The following is a 17,736-nucleotide window of genomic DNA, read 5'->3' on the forward strand; positions in this document are numbered from 1 at the left end:
AGGCGTCGGCCACCGGGAACGCATGTTGGCGATCGCCGCCGAGATGGCCGTCCCGCTGACCGTGCTGTCCAGCCTGCCGCGTCCGGCCGCCGGGCCGAGCTGGGTCCACCTGCCCGGCGACGACTCGGGCCAGGACTTCCTCGAGCCGACAGCCAACGGCACCTGGCACTGGGTGCCGCTGCACCACCCCGGGTTGCGGACGCGGATGGCCCTGATCGCGGAGTGGATCGCGCGGGCGCAGCCCGCGTTACTGGTGGTCGACGTCTCGGTCGAGGTGGCCGGGTTGGCTCGCCTGCTCGGCGTGCCAACGGTTCTGCTGGCGATGCGCGGTGATCGTTCGGACCGGCCGCACGTCACCGCATATGACAGCGCCCACGCGCTCATCGCTCCCTGGGCACCGGAGTTCGGCCCGTCCTGGTGGCCCAGATCCTGGACCGACAAGACCTTCCACGCCGGACCGATCACGGCACCGGCGGGTGGGCGACCGATCCGGCCGGCCGTGCACGAACCCCGCCGGATCCTGGTGCTGTGGGGCGCCGGGGGCGACGAGGCGTCCACCACCGGTTTCGGTTCCGCCCGGGTCGGGGCTCTGCGCGAGGCGCATCCGCAGTGGGACTGGCGGTTCGCCGGTGGCACCGGCGAGCACCGGGTGGACCGGGCGGAAGTCGATCGCTTGCTGGGATGGGCCGATGTGGTCATCACCCACGCCGGGCAGAACGCCGTCGCCGAGGTCGCCGCGGCGCGAACCCCGGCCGTGGTGATCGCCGACGCCCGGCCGCACGGCGAGCAGAACGACACGGCGATGACCCTCGCCGGTGCCGGCATCGCCGTCGGGCTCCCGGGCTGGCCGGCGGTCGATGACTGGCCGCAGCTGCTGGACCGCGCCCTGGCCCTGGGCGGCGCACAGTGGTCGCGGTGGCTCACGCCGCACGGCGCGCAGCGGGCGGCGGCCTTCCTGGCCGAGACGGCCGAGCGGCTGCGGCCGGCGTTGCCACCACCGGCGGCCGCGTCGTGACGGTCGCTGTGATCACCATCGTCGCCGGACGGGCCCAGCATCTCCGGAACCAGCAGATCGGCCTGGCCCGATCCGGCCGCTTGCCGGACCTCTACGTCGTCGTCGCGATGGGCGACGCCCACGCCGTGGACCAGACGCGATGCGGGCCGATGGCCGTGACCGACTGCCGGATCCGCACCCGGCTCCTCGACGCCCCGGCCGACCTCCCGCTGGCCGCGGCCCGCAACGCCGGCGCGGCCGAAGCGCTGGCCGCCGGCGCTGACCGGCTCATCTTCCTCGACGTCGACTGCGTGCCGTCACCGAGCCTGATCGATTCCTACGCCCGGTCCCTGGCCAGTCCGGGGGCGCCGGCCCTGCATTGCGGGGTGGTCCGCTACCTCGGACCCGAGGTGGACCTGGCCCGGACCGAAGCGGTCGGGCCGCTGGGGGTGGCCCACCCGGCCCGGCCCCGGCCCGAGTCCGGCCAGATCCTCCGGTCCGACGACTGGGCGTTGTTCTGGTCGTTGTCGTTCGCCGTCGCGGCTCCCACCTGGCAGCGGATCGGGGGATTCGACGAGGCCTACGTCGGCTACGGCGCCGAGGACACCGATTTCGGATTTCGGGCCCACCGCCTCGGGATCGACCTGGTGTGGACGGGCGGGGCCGATGCCTATCACCAGTACCACCCGACGTCGCCCTTGCCGACGCAGCATCTGGACGACATCCTGCGCAACGCCGGGATCTTCCACCGGCGCTGGGGTTTCTGGCCCATGTCGGGCTGGCTGGACGGTTTCGCCGCCGCCGGCCTGGCCCGCTTCGACCAGGCCACCGATCGATGGGTTCGAGCTGAATGATCCGCCGGGAGGATGATCGGGCCATGCCGTCCCACCGGTCGCCGCCCAGTCCGTACCAGCACATCTGGGACGACGCCGCCCGGCGGGCGGCGGCGGGCGAGGACCTGTCCGTGATCACTGCGCAGGCTCTGTCCACCGCGAACGCCCAGATCGAGGTGGAGAGCCTGGCCGCGGTGCCGGCCCACGGCCGGGCGTTCTTCACCACGCTGGGAAAGGCCCTGGCCTGGGCGGCGCTGCTGGATGTCTGCGTGCTCGGGATCGGCTCGTTCGGCGCCGGTCCGTTGTCGGCCGTGCGGCTGGTCATCTGTGTGGTCGCGCTGGTCTGGGCCACGGCGTTCGGCATCCTGGCCGCCAACCAGCGCGTGCAGCGGGCCCGGATCCGGGCCGGTGACGTCGCCCGTACCGTCGTCACCCGGATCGCGGAGCAGGCGGCCGGCCTGATGTGGTCGTCCCAAATTCCGGGATCCTGGACGCCGCTCGGTCCGCCGGTCGACGTCCAGCGGGAGGGCCGAGGCGACTCCCTACCGGTGCGGTGGCTGCGCCGCCTGGGCGGATCGCCCGACCTGGCGGTGCTCGCACCGGTCGAGACGCGCACGCCGGCCGATGTCCGGCGGGCGGTCGAACGGGCCGGGGGCCGACCGGTGGTGTTCTTCGAGCAGGACGCTTTCGCGCTGACCTCCGATGCCCGATCGGTGGCCGAGGAGTACGGCCTGGCCGTGTTCAGGGTCCAGGACACGGATCTTCTCCCGCTCACCCGCACGGCGTCCGCGGTCTGGCGGGCCTACCGTGACCCCGCCTCGTCCGAACCCCCGGCGGCCCAGTTCGCGCGACGCTTCGCGGCGGCCACGACGGCGCGGGTCAGCCCGACGTGGCGTACTTCTGCATGACGATGCCGAGTCGGGGCAGCGCGGCGGTGACGTTGTCGATCGCCCGTGGCCGCAACGCTCCGTAGGCCTTTCGCAGCGGCGCCCGCGACGTGCTCTCGGCCTTCCGGTCGGTCACGCCGACCAGGGCGTTCGCGGCTTCCCGGCCGCGGCCGGCCAGGTAGGTGCCGAAGTCGCCGTCACCGGCGAAGTCGACCCAGAACGGCTCCAGGACCCGGGCGAAGTCCGGCAGCATCCGGTCGATCGCCTTGCCGATGATGTGGGGGCTGACCTTGCGCACGGTGGCCATCGCCGTCTTGACGGTGACGCCGGAGACGCCCTTCTTGTCGTGCACCTCGTCATTGACGACGTCGACCAGGTCGCTGACGACCGCCGGTCGGGCGGATTGATCCAGCAGGGCTTCGGTGAGGGTTTTCACCTACTCACCGTAACCGGTACCCGGATCGGGTCCGGTGCGGTCACCGGCCACGTAGCCCGGCGCTGAGCGTGCAGCGGGTCTCAGGTCCGATCCGGCGGGCGGTGACGCATTGTGGCGGCGACTATGCCCGGTACACCCGCCGCAGTGCTGCGCGCCCGGTCATCGTCGCGGGCCGAGTCCGGGCCGTCCTCCACGTCATCCACCTGCGCCACCCCGCCCTGCACGGTGACCTGCCAGCGATCGGAATCATCCAGGGCGGCCAGCGCCTTGGTGACGTCGCGCTCGAGCTCCAGATCGGAATGAGAGACCGCCGAGCGCAACAGGTCTCGGCGGGTGATGACACCGACCACCGCGTTTCCGTCGACGATCGGGAAGCAGCGGACCCGCTCGTCGAGCATGGTGCGGGCGATGTCGGCGACATCCGCACCGGGGGTGAACGACTCCACCGAGGTGGTCATCACATCGGCCACGGTTGACGCGCGGCCCCCTCCGGTGGCGGGCGAGGCGAACCCGTGGATCCTCGGGTCGGGTGCGACCCGGTCACGGATCAGGTCGGCCTCGGTCACCAGGCCGATCAACCGGCCGTCCTCGTCCACCACCGGAAGAGCGGTGAACCCGCGCTGAGCCAACAGGTCCGACGCCTGGGTGACCGGCATGTCCGGTGGCACGGAGACGACCGGGGACGACATGATTTCGCGTGCGCGCATGGAACTGCTCCCTATCCGACCAAGGCGTGGAGGCGGCCGTGGCCGCGTTCCACCCCCACCGGTCAGTAGTTGTAGTGATGGACGATCTGCCGGCCGGTGATCTCGTGGGCCGTGATGCGCACCCAGGAGGTCCGGGACACCGAATCGGCCCAGGGCCAGACCCTCAGCTCGGACAGCCGTGCGATCTCCGCGGGACTCGCGACGGGCGCGGCGATCCCACGCACCAGTACGCTCCATCCGGTCCGGCGCTCGGCGTCGAATCCGTCGACCTCGAAGGCAACCGGAAGTTGGAGCTCGGCCGCATCCAGTTTGGAACCCTCGGTCGTCCGGAACACCACCGTGCCGTGATCCACGCCGTGATTCACCGGCAGGATGATCGGGTAGCCGTCGGCCAGGAACGCGACCCGACCGATCCGGGCCGACGACAGATGCTCCAGGCATGTCTCGAGAGGCAGAACGCCCATACCGGTGTGATCCTCAGGAACGCTCTGCTTCATCGCGCCACCATCGTGCCTGCGGGTTCGTTGACCATGGCTCAACGATCGTTGATCGGCCTACCGGCGGGTAGAGCACAAGGTCCCGGGTTTGCCTGGTCCAGCGACCCCGGGTCGCCTCGCGAGCGCGACCCGGTCGACCACCATCACTCGAAGCGGAACCGCGTGCAGTCCCGGGGAAAGTCGAACCAGGCCAGCGCGCGGGTGGGCGCGATGACCCGCAGTCCCCCGCCATCGATCCCGGCCCACGCGTCGGGCGCCGGGGCGTACCCGGCGTCGGCGTACTTGCCGAAGGCGGAGGACAGACGCCCGCCGAGACCGTCGGCGTCGGCCCGGGTGGCGGTGCTGGTTCCCTCGACGATGACGACCCGGCTGCCGCTCTCGAGGTTGAGGGTCACGGCCGGATTCACCTCGACGTTACGGGTGTGGCGGGTCGCCGGCGAGCCGTCGTAGTAGAAGCGGCCGTCCAGCCACACGCCCCAGCGGGGCACGACGTGGGGACGGCCGTCCGGTCGGACGCTGGTGAGCCAGTAGTGCTGCGCGGCGGCGAGCTCGGACTCGACGCGGTCCCACGGCAACAGCCCGCTGATGCTCTCGGGCAAGCCGTATCCGTCGGGCAGGGCCGGTAGTTCCGCCCTGACGTCGAGCTGGATTTCGGTCGGGGAACCGGGTTCAGGCATGTCGGCAAGTTTAGAGGTGACCCCCGACAGTCAGCTGTGGTCCCGGAAGGTGTCCGCCCGGCCGACCACCCCGGTGGGTCCGAACTGATCCAGGTACGCTCCGAGTGCGACGGCCAGAGCCGTGGCCACCACCGGCCGATCCTCGTCGCGGAGACCGGCCAGCAACTCGTCGAGTTGGTGCCGGATCCCGCCGAGTCCCCATTCGGCGGCCAGATCGGTGAACCGCTGGTTCGCGTGCTCGGCGTTCAGCGCGAGGATCTTCTTGAGACCTTCGATCTGCTCGTCGGTCATGTCGTTCGGTGAGTCGCCCATCGGTGGATCCTCCGTCGTCGTGGTGCCGGGCATCGCGCAGACCGGCCGGGCGCCGTGCCGGGCCCGAACTCCAGCATGCTCGCCCCGAGCCCCCGGGCGCGGTCGATCACTGCCTGGGCGCGGCGCCGACCACGACCCCCGGGGCCTCGTCGACGGCAACTCCAGGACCGGACGCGACGCCCGTAAGGGGCGGGACGGGCGATCCCGTCTCGAAGTGCAGCACCGCCGGCGAGCGGACGAGTTGCGCGATGCCGCCGCAGATGACGGCTCCGGCGACCCCGATGACGGTCAGGTGCTTCCAGCCGCCGGGCAGGCCTTCGTGCAGCAGCAGACCCCCGGCCAGCACGGCGACCAGGGGATTCAGCACCGACGTGGTGGCCAGGCTGCCGGCGAAGTGGCCGGACCGGTAGGCCGTCTGCAGCAGCAGGTAGCCGATCAGACCCAGCACCGATGTCGCCACGGATGCGGTGACGAACTGGGCGGCCGTACCGCCGTGCCGGACCAGCAGCATCACGGTCCGGATGAGGACCGCGGTCAGGCCGAAGGAGGTGCCGGCGGCCAGGGCGAGCAGGATGGCTCTGGGCCGGCCGGGCGCGAAATGGGCGATGCCGGTCATGGCGGCGACGAACACGAACACCCCTCCGGCCAGCGCGAGCATCGACCAGGACGTCGGCAGGTGATGCCCGGGCCGCGTGGGCAGCGCCTTGAGGAGCACGAACAAACCGAGTCCGACGGCGGCGCCGGCGGCGATATCGCTCTTGCGCACGGCTGTCCGCCGAAGGACCGCAGCCAGCGGGATGGCCCACAGCAGACCCGTGACGCCCAGCGGCTGGACCAGGGCCAGCGTGCCCAGGGACAGTGCCAGGACGTGCAGGGCCATCGAGGCGAGGTCGGCCAACGTACCGGCCAGCCAGAGTGGGCGCTGGCACAGCTTCCACAGGAGACGCGGATCGGCGACCCCGCTGGAACTGACCGCGATCGCTTCGCGGTGCTGCAACGCCGCCCCCAGAGCGAAGCAGAAGGCGCTGGCCAGAGCAGCCAGTACCGCTAGCGCCATCGGTCGCTCCCGCCCAGACCCGACCGGAACGAGGGGATTCCGGCGCGGGCAGATCATTCGGTCGAGGTCCGGCCGGTGCCGGCCCCGTGCTCGATCATGCCGAACCACTGCCGCGTTGAGCGGTGGAACACGTGAGAATCCTTCCTCAGTGACGCCGATTCGACCATTGGGGCGTCGTCCGGCGGCCGCCCGATGCCGGACCTGATCGGGTGATCGTGCCACCGGTAGCGTGCACGGCATCCGCTCTGCCCCTTGGAGGACCTCATCAGCACCGTGGACACCCTCGTGGCCCAGGCCCGCCGTCTCCTCCTGCCGGGTGGGATCGATCTGACCTCGCCGTTCCCCCGGGAGGTCGACAGGGGCCGGCGGTGGGGAACGGCGGTGGTCCCGGTGCCGGGACGCCCGGCCGGCCTGGTCGTGGCTGTCGGCGTCCCCGCCTCCGGTCGGTGGTCGGCGAACGAACTGGCCGCCGCCATCACCGACGGGTTGACCGACTTCTCGGAACTGGAAGCGGACGAGGACATCGAGATCGGCGTATTCCAGTTCGAACTGGACTGATGGATCACGGGGCGTGTCCGGCGCGACACCGATCGTGATTGAGTCCCGCCGGACCGGGGAAACGGGCCCACGGATGCAAAGACGCATCGCCACACCTCGAGGAGGCCCGCCCGATGACCATCGCCCGCCGCTACCGCCGGCTCCTGTTCCCCCTGGCCCTCGTGATGGCCTTGGTCGGTCTGGCCGGGCCGGCCGACGCCGGCGCCCCACCCGGGCATCCCGTCCCCACTCCGTCGGGCGGACTCTCCTCGGCCCAGCGCGCCTCCCTGTTGTCGATAGCCACGGACACCTGGAACTTCTTCCGGGCCGACGTCGATCCCAGGACCCACCTGCCGCTGGACAACCTCGGGCCCGGCTCCGTCCGGGGCGAGTACACGTCCGCCGCCAACATCGGCGTCTACCTCTGGGCCGTCGTCTCGGCCCGTGACCTGGGCATCATCAGCCGCCGCGAGGCGCGCACCCGGCTCGGCCAGACCCTGGCCACGGTCAGCCGCCTCCAGCGGTCCCACGGTTTCCTCTACCAGTGGTACGACACCTCCACCGGGGCCACCATCAAGAACCCCGGCGATGCGAACTGCTCGACCGAGACGACGCCGGCGCAGGACAACTGCTCCTTCCTCTCGGCCGTCGACAACGGTTGGTACGCGTCCGGTCTCGCTGTGGTCAGGCAGGCGGTTCCGGAACTGTCCCGGCCGGTCGACGCGCTCATCGCCCCGATGGACTTCTCGATCTTCTACGACAACCGGGCCCAGACGGCGTGCAATACCAACCCGGCCGTCGCCGGGAACCAGCCGACCGGCCAGATGTACGGCGGCTACTACGTGGACCAGGGTCCGGCCGGCTATCACAACGGCGCCCTGTACAGCGACCCCCGGATCGCCATGTACATGGGGATGGGTCTGCGCCAGATGCCCGGTGACGTCTGGTGGCGGACCTGGCGGACGCTGCCCCCGCAGCAGTGCACGACCGATCCCGACTTCTCCTGGCAGGGCCAGGCGCCCGGTGGGTACTGGACGAACGTCGTCGATCCGCTGTCGCACAAGACGTTCCGGGTCTGGGAGGGGCACTACACCTATCCCGGCACCGATCTGAGCTACCTCCCGACCTTCAGCGGAGGGATGTTCGAGGGCCTGATGGCGAACCTCGTGGTGCCGGAGACCACCTGGGGGGCCAAGGGCCTGGGCCGGGCCGACGTGCGGACCGCACAGGTCCAGCAGAAGTACGCCACCGATGCCCTGCACTATCCGATCTGGGGTGAGTCGCCGTCCAGCACGGCCGACGACACCGGCGGGTACGGAATCTTCGGGGCGGTCGGTCTGACCCTGCCCGCCGGTGAGCAGCTGTCGCAGTGCACCAGCTGCGCCACCGAGACCACAGTGACCCCGCACGCCTCGTTCCTGGCGCTGACCGTCACCCCACAGGCGGCGATGAACAACATCGACACCATGCGCCGGCTGTTCCCCGGCAGCTACTCGCGCGATGGCGGGTTCTACGACGCCATCAACCCCACCACCGGGGCCATCGGACACCGGCGCCTCGTCCTGGACCAGTCGATGATCATGGCGTCCATCGACAAGGTGCTCGATCACGGTGGGCTGCAGCGCTACTTCGCGGCGGATCCGACGTCCTGGGCGGCCCGGGCCGTACTGGGGGCCGAGACGGTGTCGTTCAGCTGAGGGTGCGGCCGCCCGGTATGAGCTGACCTACCATCGTCCAGGTGTCCTTGGTGAGCTCGCCCCCACGGCCCGGCGAGCCTCGCCCGGCCGGGGCCGGCGGGCTCACCGTGCTCGGGGACCGCAGGTTTCGGCCGGACATCCAAGGGCTGCGGACGGTGGCGGTGCTGCTGGTCGTCCTGTACCACTGCGCCGTGCCGGTCGTCCGCGGCGGCTACGTCGGGGTCGATGTCTTCTTCGTGATCTCCGGATTCCTGATCACCCGTCAGTTGATCACCGAGCACCACCGCGCCGGCCGGGTGTCGCTCAGTTCGTTCTACGCCCGGCGGATCAAGCGGCTACTGCCGATGGCCCTGACGGTGGTGCTGTGCACCGAGGTCGCGGCCCGGTTCTTCGGCCCGGCGCTACAGTCGGCGACGGTGGCCCGGGACGGCATCTTCGCGACCTTCTACCTGATGAACTTCCGGCTGGCCACGCAGGGCATCGACTACCAGAACGCCGGCGGCCCGGTGTCACCGCTTCAGCACTTCTGGTCGCTGGCCGTCGAGGAGCAGTTCTACATCGGCTGGCCGCTGATCATCGTGCTGCTGGGCCTCGCCTTTCGCGGGCGGACCAGAACCGCCGCCCTGACGGTGGCCGGCCTGGTGGGCGTCGGCTCCCTGCTGATCTCGATCGTCGACACCCGGCAGAACCCGGCCCTGGCGTACTTCGCGATCCAGACCAGGGCCTGGGAACTCGCCGTCGGGGCCGCGATCGCCCTGGCCACCCCGATGCTGCTCCGCCTGCCGCAGCGTTTCGGGAACGCGGCAAGCTGGGTCGGACTGCTCCTGATCGGGGCCTCGGCGGTCTTCTTCACCGACGCGACCCAGTTCCCCGGAGCCGCCGCCGCCGTTCCGGTCGGCGGCGCCGCCCTGATCGTCGCGGCCGGTCTGAAGACGACCGCGGGGTCGGCCCAGTGGTTCCTCGGCCGGCCGGCCATGCAGTTCGGCGGCCGGATGTCCTACGGCTGGTACCTGTGGCACTGGCCGCTCATCGTGCTCGCCCCGTCGATCCTGGCCACCACCCACGGGTGGTGGGGAAACGTCGTCGTCGCGGCGGCCGCGCTCGGGCTGAGTGTCATCAGCTACCACGTGATCGAAGCCCCCGTCGCGCGCCGACCGGTCCGGCGAGGCCGGTGGTTCGCCATCGGTGCCGGGCTGTCGATCGTCGTCACCGCCGCCGCCGTGCTCATCACGGTGCTGCCGACGGCCGGTCTGTACAACAGCGGGCCGGCGGCGGCCCTGCAGCTGGGCGGGGCCGACGCGGCCGCCTTGACCGCGGAGTTGCAGCGGGCCTACGACCGTCCCGAGGTGCCGTCCAACCTTGCCCCGACCCTGACCGATGCGGTCCATGACGTGCCGGTCACCAGCTCGGACGGCTGCCACGCGGAATTCCTGGCCGTCACCGTGCCGCTGTGTGTGTTCGGTGATCCGGCCGGCACCCGAACCATCGTGCTCTTCGGCGACTCCCACGCCCAGCAGTGGTTCGGCGGGCTGGACGCGCTGGCCCGGAGCAGGGGTTGGCGGCTGGTGTCCTGGACCAAGGCCGCCTGCCCGCTGGCCGACGCGTTGTTCTACAACGCCCAGCTGGAGCGGCCCTACAGCGAGTGCACCGCCTGGCGATCGGCCACCATCGCGAAGATCGCCGCCCTCGACCCGGATCTGGTGGTCGCCAGCGGGGCCGACGCCCTGCCCGGTCCGGCGTACTCGAACCGGACGTGGGCCGCCCAGACCACCACCAGCCTCTCGGCCCTGAAGCGGGCGGCCCGCCAGGTCGTGTTCCTGGCCGACACTCCCCTGCCCGGCACCAACGTCCCGGTATGCCTGGCCGCCAACATCCGCACACCGCAGAACTGCCAGTTCACCCGCCGGTCGCAGACATCGGGAGCAACCGAGCAGAACCAGCAACCGGCCCGCCACGCCGCCGTGGTGTCCGCCGCGGCGGCCGACGGCGTCGCCGTCGTCGATCCGACGGACTGGTTCTGTTCGGCCACCGGCTGTCCCGCCGTGGTCGCCGACACCCTCCTGTACCGCGACGCCACCCACATCACCCAGGCCTACAGCACTGCCCTCGCTCCGGTGCTGGGGCGCGGTCTGGCCGCCGTCGTGCCCTGGATCGCGCGGGGCCGGTGAGCCCGGCGACGCCGTAGGGTTCCGGGGCATGGACCGAGAAGAGACAGTTCTGGTGATCGACACCGACGGGTCGGCGGTCAAGATCGCGTGGCCGGCTCCCGACGCCGACCGACCGGAGGTGCTCAGCCGGGCCATAGGCGGCGGCCGGACCAGGATGCTGCGGTGCGGCAAGGGCATTCTCGGTTTCTGCGATGAATCCGGAGCGGCGTCCGGTCAGCCGGCCAATCCGTTCGCCACCAAGGCCTTCGACGAACAGGGCATCGAACTCCCGGCGCCGCTGTACGGCCCGGTCGTGTTCGCCCGCAACCCGAGCAAGGGCAGCATCGTGAAGGCCCTCACCGACGCTCAGGCCGCCAACCTGCTCGCCGTCACCGGTGCCCGGCTGGCCTGACCGATGAGTGTGCCGCACGCGGAACGCCCGGTGCCCGACCGCGGCATCAGCCGCATCGCCCAGCAGTTCCGTGACGCCCACGACCGGTTCGTCGCCTCCGACCCGGGCTGGGCCCGGCTGCGGCAGGGCCTCCGGGCCGCTGTCGCCGTCGGGAGCACCCTGCTGGTGGAGCTGGCCCTGGCCCGGATCCTGGGCCGCCCGGCGGTCCTTGGCCTGCTGCTGGGCGCCGTGGTCGCGATGTTGATGTCGACCGGCATCCGGGACGGGCGGCGCGCCGTGATCGCCCGCACCGCCGCCGCCGCGCCGTTCGCCGCGGCCGGTGGGGCGTCGCTCGGTGTCCTCACCGCCGGCCACCGGTTGCTCGGACTTGGTGCGTTCGTCCTCGTTTCGTTCGCGGCGGTCTGGGTGCGGCGCTTCGGTCCGCGCTGGTTCACCCTGGGTTTCCTGTTCTGGCAGGGCTTCTTCTTCGCGCTGTTCCTGCATCCGCCGGTGGGTGAACTGCCGTTCCTGTTGGTGGCGATCGCGGCCAGCGGTCTGTGGGTGTCGTTCCTGTTGCTGACCGTGCTGTTCGACGACCCGCAGGCCCGGTTGCTCTCGATCGTGGTCGCGCTGCGGGCGCGGGCCAGGGCCGGCATCTCGGCCGCCCTGGCCGTGCTCGACCGACCCGGTGACGTCCGGGCGGTGCGGCAGTTGCGGGCGAACCTGATCCAGCTGTCGGAGATCGCCCTGTTGCTCGACGGCCAGCTGACCGATCCCCGCTCGCTGCCGGAAGGGGTACCACCTGGCCGCATTCGGCGCTGGACGGTCGATTTCGAAATCGGCATGGACGAGGTGGCCGGAGCCGTGATCGAGATCTCGGCGCGTCTGGCCGACGTGCCGGAGCCGCTCCGGGTCACCGTCCGTCAGGTGCTGGAGGCACTCGGTTGGGCCGATCAGGAATCGGCCGTGCAGGCGGCGCGCCAGATCGACTCGAGCGATGAGGGAACCGTCCCGGCGGTGCGGCGGCTGGGCAGCGCCTGCCTGTTCCTCCTCGACACTGTCGGTCGCTGGGACAGCGGGGAGCTGCGGGCTCCGGACCGGGCCGTCCACGTTGACCCGCTGGACGAGGAGGACGGTTTCGAGCCGGTGGTGGCGCTGATCGGAGGCAACCTCCCGGGGTCGGCCGTGCTGGCCCAGCAGAGCATCGGACGCACGGACGCGTCCCGGTTCTCACCGTCGCGGATGCGACTGACGACGCGGCAGGCCGTCCAGGCCGGGGTGGCCGCCGGCCTGGCCATCGTGGCCGGTGAAGCGATCTCGACCCAACGCTTCTACTGGGCCGTGATCGCCGCCTTCGTGGCCTTCGCCGGTACCGCGACCTCCGGGGAAACCGTCCGCAAAGGGATCGGCCGGATCGCCGGCACCCTGCTGGGACTGTTCGCCGCGGTGGGGCTGGCCGATCTCACCGACGGCCACCGGACCGTCGCGGTCGCGACCATCCTCGCCTGCATCCTGTTGGCCTTCTTCCTCCAACCGGTGTCCTACGGCCTGATGGTCTTCTTCATCACCATCATGCTCGGACAGCTCTACGCCCTGCTCGGCACCTTCAGCGATTCACTGCTGGAGCTGCGGCTGGCCGAGACGGCGGCCGGAGCCGCGATCGGGATCCTGGTGTCGCTGCTGGTGCTGCCGACGCACAGCCGCGCAACTCTGCGGGTGGCCAGGAAGACGTTCCTGCTCGGGTTGGCCGATCTGCTCGACGCCAGCGCGGAGACCCTGCACGGCAAGGACTCCGGACGCAACCTGCTCGCGCTCACGGTGGCCCTGGACGCGGGCGGCCGGCAACTGGTGCGTACCCGGCGGGCCCTCACCAAGGGCCGGCTGTTCGGCGGCGACCGGGAAGGCGTCCGTCATCGGGTGTCCGTCCTGGGGGCAGCCGGCGCCGGAGCGCGCACCGTGGCGGCATCGGTCTCGCCGCAGCGGCCGAACGAGAACATGGCGCGCGGCTGCGAACTTCTGGCCGCCAAGGCCCGGCAACTCGCCGAGCGACCGAGTCTCGGGCGTGCGGTGACCACCGCCGACGGCGGGACAACGGTCGACGAGGTCCGTCAGCTGTTGGCGCAGGTTCCGGCGGACAACCGGACGGCGCTACACGCCCTCCGCCGGCTGAACGAGGCACTGGCGCTGCTCGAACCACGACCTGCCGTCCCACCGACCTGACAGCATGACCCCGCCCGTATCTGTTCCCCGCCCGGCAATTGTTCCCCGCCCGACTGATGTTCCCCACCCAACCTTCCCTGCGACCAGCGGGAGGGGCGACCCCAGCGGCTGTGTGTTCAACCGCCAGGGTCTTGGACTCGTGACCCACGTGGACATCACCAGCCCGTCAATCCGGTGCCCGACCCTCTGACTTCTAAACCGCACCGTCACTGATCGCCACGCTCTGCCACATGCCGCTTCTGCTGCATGCGGATTCCTCCTCCGGTCCGACCGCCTTCCTCGGACGTGACCTCACCCACTGATCGTCGAGCCAACGGCGGCCTCACGCCCCGGACTTGTACGGTCGGGGACGTCCGCACTCCAGAGGGGGAGATCGATGGTTCGCGCCGATGGTTCGCGCCGCACCGACGTGTCAGTTCGTCGCGCCGGCGACAAGGAGACGCGACGAGCCAGATACACCGTCCTCGGCATCGCCGGGTTGGCGCTGTTGTTCAAGGTGCTCATGGCTTTCCGCACCTGGGGCTCGGGCGACATCTCCCACTGGACGGACTTCTCGAACGGAGTACGTGAGGCCGGCCCGATCGGTGTCTACGGCCTGACCTGGCCAGGTTCGTTCTACAACCACCCACCCGTGATCGGTTACCTCCTGGAGCTGGTCAACGGGCTGGAGCATCTGGGGCTGCCGCTCCGCGCGACCATCCGCATCGTCTCCAGCCTGGCCGATGTCGCGACGTCGCTGATCATCTTCGAGTTGCTGCGGCGGCGGGGCACGGTCCGGCTGGCCATGTGGTCCGGTCTGCTGGTCGGCGTCAGCCCCGTGCTGTTCACGGTGTCCGGGTTCCACGGCAACACCGACCCCGTCTTCACCATGCTGACCATGCTGAGCCTGTTGCTGCTGACCGACCGGGACCGGCCGGCGCTGGCCGGCATCGCCATGGGTCTGGCCGTCGGCGTGAAGATCGTGCCGGTCGTGGCCGTCCCGGCCCTGCTGGTGTACGCGGCCATGACGGGCCGCCGCACCTTCGTCCGCTACGTGGCCGGTCTCGGGGCGACGTTCGTGATCACCTGGGGCCCCGCTTTGGCGTTGCAGGGCAAGAACGTCATCAAGGACGTCGTCGGCTACAACGGAAGCAGCCTGCGCCAGTGGGGCCTGGTCCAGATCGGCCATTGGTTCGGCGACCCGTGGTGGTCGGAGTTCCTGATCGGCCCGGGCCGCTTCCTGGTACTGGTCCTGTGCTGCGGGCTTCCGGCGTACTTCGTCTGGCGGCGCCCGTCGGTGGTGGCGCCGGCCGTCGGGCTGTCCCTGGTCGCCTTCCTGATGCTGTCCCCGGCCTTCGGCGTGCAGTACACCGTCTGGCCCGTCGCCGGCGCGTACCTCATCGGCTTCGGATCGGCCACGTTCTACAACCTCAGCGCCGGCTGGATGACGTTCGCCATCTACAACGCCTGGAACGGCGGCCTGCCGTGGTACCGGGGCCACTCCCTGAAGTACAGCGACAACCAGGTGGCGATCGGCCTGCTGGCCTGGGTGGCGCTGGTGCTGCTCTGCGTGGAAGGGCTGCGCACCCTGACCGGCCGACTCCGGACTCCCGCCGACGGCCCGCCCGCGGTCACCTTCCTGCCCCGACCATCGAAGGCAGCGCGCCGGCGCACCTGAGGACGCCCGGTCAGTGGCGCCGGGGCAGGGTGAACTCCTCCAGATCCAGTTCGCGTTCCAGCACCCGGAGGCTGGCGTCGGACAGATGACCAAGGTCCCGACGGCGCAGTAGTTCCTCCCGCTGGGCGTCGATGACGGACCGCCGGGCGGCCAGGGCCGCCTCGTACTCCGGGGACACCGGAATCTCGCCGTTGCGGGCACTCTCGAGGACGTCGGCCCGCCGCTGATACCGCTCCAGCCGATGCTCCAGATTCGTGCGCAGGGAGTCGACCGAATCCGACGGGAGATGCTCGTCCTCGGTCATCTGCGCGAGCCGGCTCAGGCCGGCGTTGGCCGCCGCCGTCCTCGCCTCGTTCCGTTCCAGCGCCTCGGCCGCCGCGTCCGCCTTCAACCCGGTGGCCCGGACGATCGGCGCGAAGGTGACCCCCTGCCCGATCAACGTCACCAGCACCACGACATAGGAGCACAGCAGCAACAGATCGCGGCCCGGGAACGGGGTGCCGTCGGACGTCAGCAGCGGCAGCGAGAAGATGGCGGCCAGCGTGATCACCCCGCGGGTGCCAGACCAGCTCATGACGAGCACCTCCCGCCCGTTCAGTGGGCTCTCGGCGGCGCTGGTTCCGCCCAGGCGGGTGTGCAGGCGCCGGGGCAGGAACTGCGTGACCAGCAACCAGACCGGCCGCAGCAGCAGGACCACGGCGAGAGTCACCGCGACGGCCACGACGATGTCCGAGGTCGAGTACGCACCGAGGCCCTTCACGACGGCCGGGAGTTGCTGACCGATCAGGATGAAGACGAACCCTTCGAGCAGGAAGTCGACCAATCGCCACACGGCCGAGGTCTGCAGCCGGCTCGCGCCCGAGGAGAAGCGAGGGGTGTCGTGTCCGATGATCAGGCCGGCGACGACGACCGCGAGCACTCCCGAGACGTGTATCTCCTCACCGAGCAGGTAGGCCGCGAACGGCGTGATCAGCGACAGGCTGTTCACCATCAGCGGATCGGAGATCCGGCTCCGCAGCAGGCGGATCAGCAGGGCGATGACGATGCCGACGGCCAGTCCGCCGACCGCGGCGACGAGGAACTTGAATCCGAACAACCCGACCGAGAAGCCGCCGCTGGTGGCCGCGGCCACCGCCACGGTGAAGGTGGTCAGGGCGGTGGCGTCGTTCAGTAGCCCCTCCCCCTCGATCAGGGTGATCAGCTTCGGCGGCAGCCCGGCCCGCCGGCCGATGGCCAAGGCTGCGACCGGATCCGGCGGCGACACCGCCGCGCCCAGCGCGATTCCGGCGGCCAGGCTGATCGCCGGCAGGAACAGGTGGACGCCGAACCCGACCAGCAGCGCGGTCGCCAGCACCAGGCCGACCGACAGGCTGATCACCGGCCGGAGATTCTTCCCGATCGCGATCAACGACGAGTTGAGGGCGGCGCTGTAGAGCAGCGGCGGCAGGATGAAGGTCAGGATCACATGCGGATCGAGAACGATGTTGGTCCCGGGCAGCGTGGCGTAGATCAGACCGCACACGGTCAGCAGCGCGGCGGCCGGCAGTTTGGTGCGGTGGGCGACCAGTTCGACGGCCAGCACCAGCGCGACGCCGGCCACCATGAAGATCAGAATGTGGGTCATACACCTCTCCGAAGACGAATCTGGGGCGGGGTACACGGGGCGTTCGACGCCCGCGCGCCTTCGATTCTCCCCTGTGAGGTCACCAGCGGTGGTGCACCTGCGGCTTGATCCGTTCCTCGTACAGGGCCGCGATGCCGGCGACCGCCTCCGCCGGCAACGGCGGAACGCCCGCCGCACTTGCGTTCTTGCGGGCCTGGTCGATGTTCCGGGCGCCTGGGATCGCGGTCGTCACACCGGCCTGATCGATGATCCAGCGCAAGGCTCCCTGAGCCGGCGTCGTTCCCGCCGGAAGCAGAGCCGAGAAATCCTGCGCCGCAGCGACTCCCGTCTCGAAGTCGACCCCGGAGAAGGTCTCGCCGACGTCGAACGCGGCGCCCTGGCGGTTGTAGTTCCGGTGATCGTCGGCCGGGAAGGTGGACGCCGCGGTGTACCGGCCGGACAACAGGCCGGACGCCAACGGCACCCGCGCGATGATCCCAACCCCGGCCTGTATCGCGGCCGGGAGCACGCGCTCCAACGGCTTGAGGCGAAACGCATTCAGGATGATCTGGACACTGGCCGTTCCGGGTCGGGCGATGGCGGTGAGCGCTTCGTCGCAGGTTTCCACGCTGACGCCGTAGTGGGCGATGCGGCCCTCCTCGACCAGAGTGTCCAGCGCGTCGAAGACCTCGCCACTGGAATACACGGGGGTCGGCGGGCAGTGCAGTTGGACCAGGTCAAGTCGCTCGACACCGAGATTGCGCCGGGACCGGTCGGTCCAGTCCCGGAAATTCCGCAGCACGTAGTTCTCCGGCACCTGTTCGGCCCGGCGGCCCATCTTGGTCGCCACGAAGATGTCGTGACCCGGGTGGGCGGCGAGGTACCGGCCGATCACCTGCTCGCTGCGCCCGTCGCCGTAGACGTCCGCGGTGTCGAAGAAGGTCACGCCATGCTCGACTGCCGCGTCCAGCACGGCGAGAGCATCGGCCTCGTCGACGTTCCCCCAGTCCGCGCCGAGCTGCCAGGTGCCGAGCCCGATGACGGAGATGTCGCGTCCGGTGCGTCCAAGCCTGCGAAGTTCCAT

17 protein-coding genes are annotated in these 17,736 nt (G+C 70.6%); 9 read left to right on the forward strand and 8 right to left on the reverse strand.

The window, feature by feature from the left end:
• The first annotated feature begins 22 nt into the window (after positions 1-22).
• The 3 genes from BLS97_RS19750 to BLS97_RS19760 are packed head-to-tail and all read left to right on the forward strand — an operon-like array spanning position 23 to position 2,735.
• Positions 23-1,015: a glycosyltransferase gene (locus tag BLS97_RS19750; protein WP_090482705.1), complete on the forward strand. Its 993-nt coding sequence runs from the start codon at positions 23-25 to the stop codon at positions 1,013-1,015.
• Positions 1,012-1,848, forward strand: a complete 837-nt coding sequence (locus tag BLS97_RS19755) for a glycosyltransferase family 2 protein (RefSeq protein WP_090479501.1) — start codon at positions 1,012-1,014, stop codon at positions 1,846-1,848. Before BLS97_RS19750 ends, BLS97_RS19755 begins: the two co-directional genes overlap by 4 nt.
• 23 nt (positions 1,849-1,871) lie before the next feature.
• Positions 1,872-2,735: a hypothetical protein gene (locus BLS97_RS19760; RefSeq protein ID WP_157695565.1), complete on the forward strand. Its 864-nt coding sequence runs from the start codon at positions 1,872-1,874 to the stop codon at positions 2,733-2,735.
• On the opposite strand, the gene BLS97_RS19765 is transcribed toward BLS97_RS19760, so the two are convergent.
• The 6 genes from BLS97_RS19765 to BLS97_RS19790 all read right to left on the reverse strand — a co-directional run bounded on the left by BLS97_RS19765 (position 2,707) and on the right by BLS97_RS19790 (position 6,400).
• Complete coding sequence (locus tag BLS97_RS19765) at positions 2,707-3,150, reverse strand: DUF6918 family protein (RefSeq protein ID WP_090479510.1); 444 nt, start codon at positions 3,148-3,150, stop codon at positions 2,707-2,709. The two genes, BLS97_RS19760 and BLS97_RS19765, sit on opposite strands and share 29 nt — an antisense overlap.
• Before the next feature lie 80 nt (positions 3,151-3,230).
• Positions 3,231-3,857, reverse strand: coding sequence for a CBS domain-containing protein (locus BLS97_RS19770; protein ID WP_090479513.1), 627 nt, complete (start codon positions 3,855-3,857; stop codon positions 3,231-3,233).
• A 62-nt stretch (positions 3,858-3,919) separates the two neighbouring features.
• Positions 3,920-4,354 carry a pyridoxamine 5'-phosphate oxidase family protein gene (locus tag BLS97_RS19775; protein ID WP_090479516.1) on the reverse strand — a complete coding sequence of 145 codons (435 nt, stop codon included), beginning with the start codon at positions 4,352-4,354 and terminating at the stop codon, positions 3,920-3,922.
• 143 nt (positions 4,355-4,497) lie between these two features.
• Entirely contained in the window at positions 4,498-5,031 is a 534-nt protein-coding gene (locus BLS97_RS19780) for a pyridoxamine 5'-phosphate oxidase family protein (RefSeq protein ID WP_090479519.1), read from the reverse strand.
• A 30-nt stretch (positions 5,032-5,061) separates the two neighbouring features.
• Positions 5,062-5,343, reverse strand: a complete 282-nt coding sequence (locus BLS97_RS19785; RefSeq protein WP_157695566.1) for a hypothetical protein — start codon at positions 5,341-5,343, stop codon at positions 5,062-5,064.
• A gap of 106 nt (positions 5,344-5,449) precedes the next feature.
• Entirely contained in the window at positions 5,450-6,400 is a 951-nt protein-coding gene (locus BLS97_RS19790) for a DMT family transporter (protein WP_090479525.1), read from the reverse strand.
• Between the two features lie 252 nt (positions 6,401-6,652).
• On the opposite strand from BLS97_RS19790, the gene BLS97_RS19795 reads away from it, so the two are divergent.
• From BLS97_RS19795 to BLS97_RS19820, 6 genes are all read left to right on the forward strand, one after another.
• Complete coding sequence (locus BLS97_RS19795; protein ID WP_090479528.1) at positions 6,653-6,958, forward strand: hypothetical protein; 306 nt, start codon at positions 6,653-6,655, stop codon at positions 6,956-6,958.
• 113 nt (positions 6,959-7,071) lie between these two features.
• Positions 7,072-8,634: a glucoamylase family protein gene (locus BLS97_RS19800; RefSeq protein ID WP_090479531.1), complete on the forward strand. Its 1,563-nt coding sequence runs from the start codon at positions 7,072-7,074 to the stop codon at positions 8,632-8,634.
• Between the two features lie 50 nt (positions 8,635-8,684).
• Positions 8,685-10,802 (forward strand): acyltransferase family protein, encoded by a 2,118-nt coding sequence (locus BLS97_RS19805; RefSeq protein WP_157695567.1) that lies wholly within the window; start codon positions 8,685-8,687, stop codon positions 10,800-10,802.
• 28 nt (positions 10,803-10,830) lie between these two features.
• Positions 10,831-11,193 (forward strand): hypothetical protein, encoded by a 363-nt coding sequence (locus BLS97_RS19810; protein WP_090479536.1) that lies wholly within the window; start codon positions 10,831-10,833, stop codon positions 11,191-11,193.
• Between the two features lie 3 nt (positions 11,194-11,196).
• Positions 11,197-13,392 carry an FUSC family protein gene (locus tag BLS97_RS19815; protein ID WP_157695568.1) on the forward strand — a complete coding sequence of 732 codons (2,196 nt, stop codon included), beginning with the start codon at positions 11,197-11,199 and terminating at the stop codon, positions 13,390-13,392.
• Between the two features lie 376 nt (positions 13,393-13,768).
• Positions 13,769-15,049 carry a glycosyltransferase family 39 protein gene (locus BLS97_RS19820; RefSeq protein WP_090479542.1) on the forward strand — a complete coding sequence of 427 codons (1,281 nt, stop codon included), beginning with the start codon at positions 13,769-13,771 and terminating at the stop codon, positions 15,047-15,049.
• Positions 15,050-15,059: 10 nt separating this feature from the next.
• On the opposite strand, the gene BLS97_RS19825 is transcribed toward BLS97_RS19820, so the two are convergent.
• Both BLS97_RS19825 and BLS97_RS19830 read right to left on the reverse strand, forming a co-directional pair.
• Positions 15,060-16,673 carry a Na+/H+ antiporter gene (locus BLS97_RS19825; protein ID WP_090479545.1) on the reverse strand — a complete coding sequence of 538 codons (1,614 nt, stop codon included), beginning with the start codon at positions 16,671-16,673 and terminating at the stop codon, positions 15,060-15,062.
• Between the two features lie 79 nt (positions 16,674-16,752).
• Complete coding sequence (locus tag BLS97_RS19830; protein ID WP_090479548.1) at positions 16,753-17,736, reverse strand: aldo/keto reductase; 984 nt, start codon at positions 17,734-17,736, stop codon at positions 16,753-16,755.

The sequence above is a fragment of the Nakamurella panacisegetis genome (assembly GCF_900104535.1).
Lineage (GTDB): Bacteria > Actinomycetota > Actinomycetes > Mycobacteriales > Nakamurellaceae > Nakamurella > Nakamurella panacisegetis.

What these genes read in the sequence shown, in the direction of transcription:
- BLS97_RS19790 (WP_090479525.1), bottom strand. Translation starts at nt 6,400, where the DNA reads ATGGCGCTAGCGGTACTGGCTGCTCTGGCCAGCGCCTTCTGCTTCGCT.
- BLS97_RS19810 (WP_090479536.1), top strand. Translation starts at nt 10,831, where the DNA reads ATGGACCGAGAAGAGACAGTTCTGGTGATCGACACCGACGGGTCGGCG.
- BLS97_RS19760 (WP_157695565.1), top strand. Translation starts at nt 1,872, where the DNA reads ATGCCGTCCCACCGGTCGCCGCCCAGTCCGTACCAGCACATCTGGGAC.
- BLS97_RS19775 (WP_090479516.1), bottom strand. Translation starts at nt 4,354, where the DNA reads ATGAAGCAGAGCGTTCCTGAGGATCACACCGGTATGGGCGTTCTGCCT.
- BLS97_RS19785 (WP_157695566.1), bottom strand. Translation starts at nt 5,343, where the DNA reads ATGGGCGACTCACCGAACGACATGACCGACGAGCAGATCGAAGGTCTC.
- BLS97_RS19815 (WP_157695568.1), top strand. Translation starts at nt 11,197, where the DNA reads ATGAGTGTGCCGCACGCGGAACGCCCGGTGCCCGACCGCGGCATCAGC.
- BLS97_RS19750 (WP_090482705.1), top strand. Translation starts at nt 23, where the DNA reads ATGTTGGCGATCGCCGCCGAGATGGCCGTCCCGCTGACCGTGCTGTCC.
- BLS97_RS19800 (WP_090479531.1), top strand. Translation starts at nt 7,072, where the DNA reads ATGACCATCGCCCGCCGCTACCGCCGGCTCCTGTTCCCCCTGGCCCTC.
- BLS97_RS19820 (WP_090479542.1), top strand. Translation starts at nt 13,769, where the DNA reads ATGGTTCGCGCCGATGGTTCGCGCCGCACCGACGTGTCAGTTCGTCGC.
- BLS97_RS19830 (WP_090479548.1), bottom strand. Translation starts at nt 17,736, where the DNA reads ATGGAACTTCGCAGGCTTGGACGCACCGGACGCGACATCTCCGTCATC.
- BLS97_RS19825 (WP_090479545.1), bottom strand. Translation starts at nt 16,673, where the DNA reads ATGACCCACATTCTGATCTTCATGGTGGCCGGCGTCGCGCTGGTGCTG.
- BLS97_RS19780 (WP_090479519.1), bottom strand. Translation starts at nt 5,031, where the DNA reads ATGCCTGAACCCGGTTCCCCGACCGAAATCCAGCTCGACGTCAGGGCG.
- BLS97_RS19770 (WP_090479513.1), bottom strand. Translation starts at nt 3,857, where the DNA reads ATGCGCGCACGCGAAATCATGTCGTCCCCGGTCGTCTCCGTGCCACCG.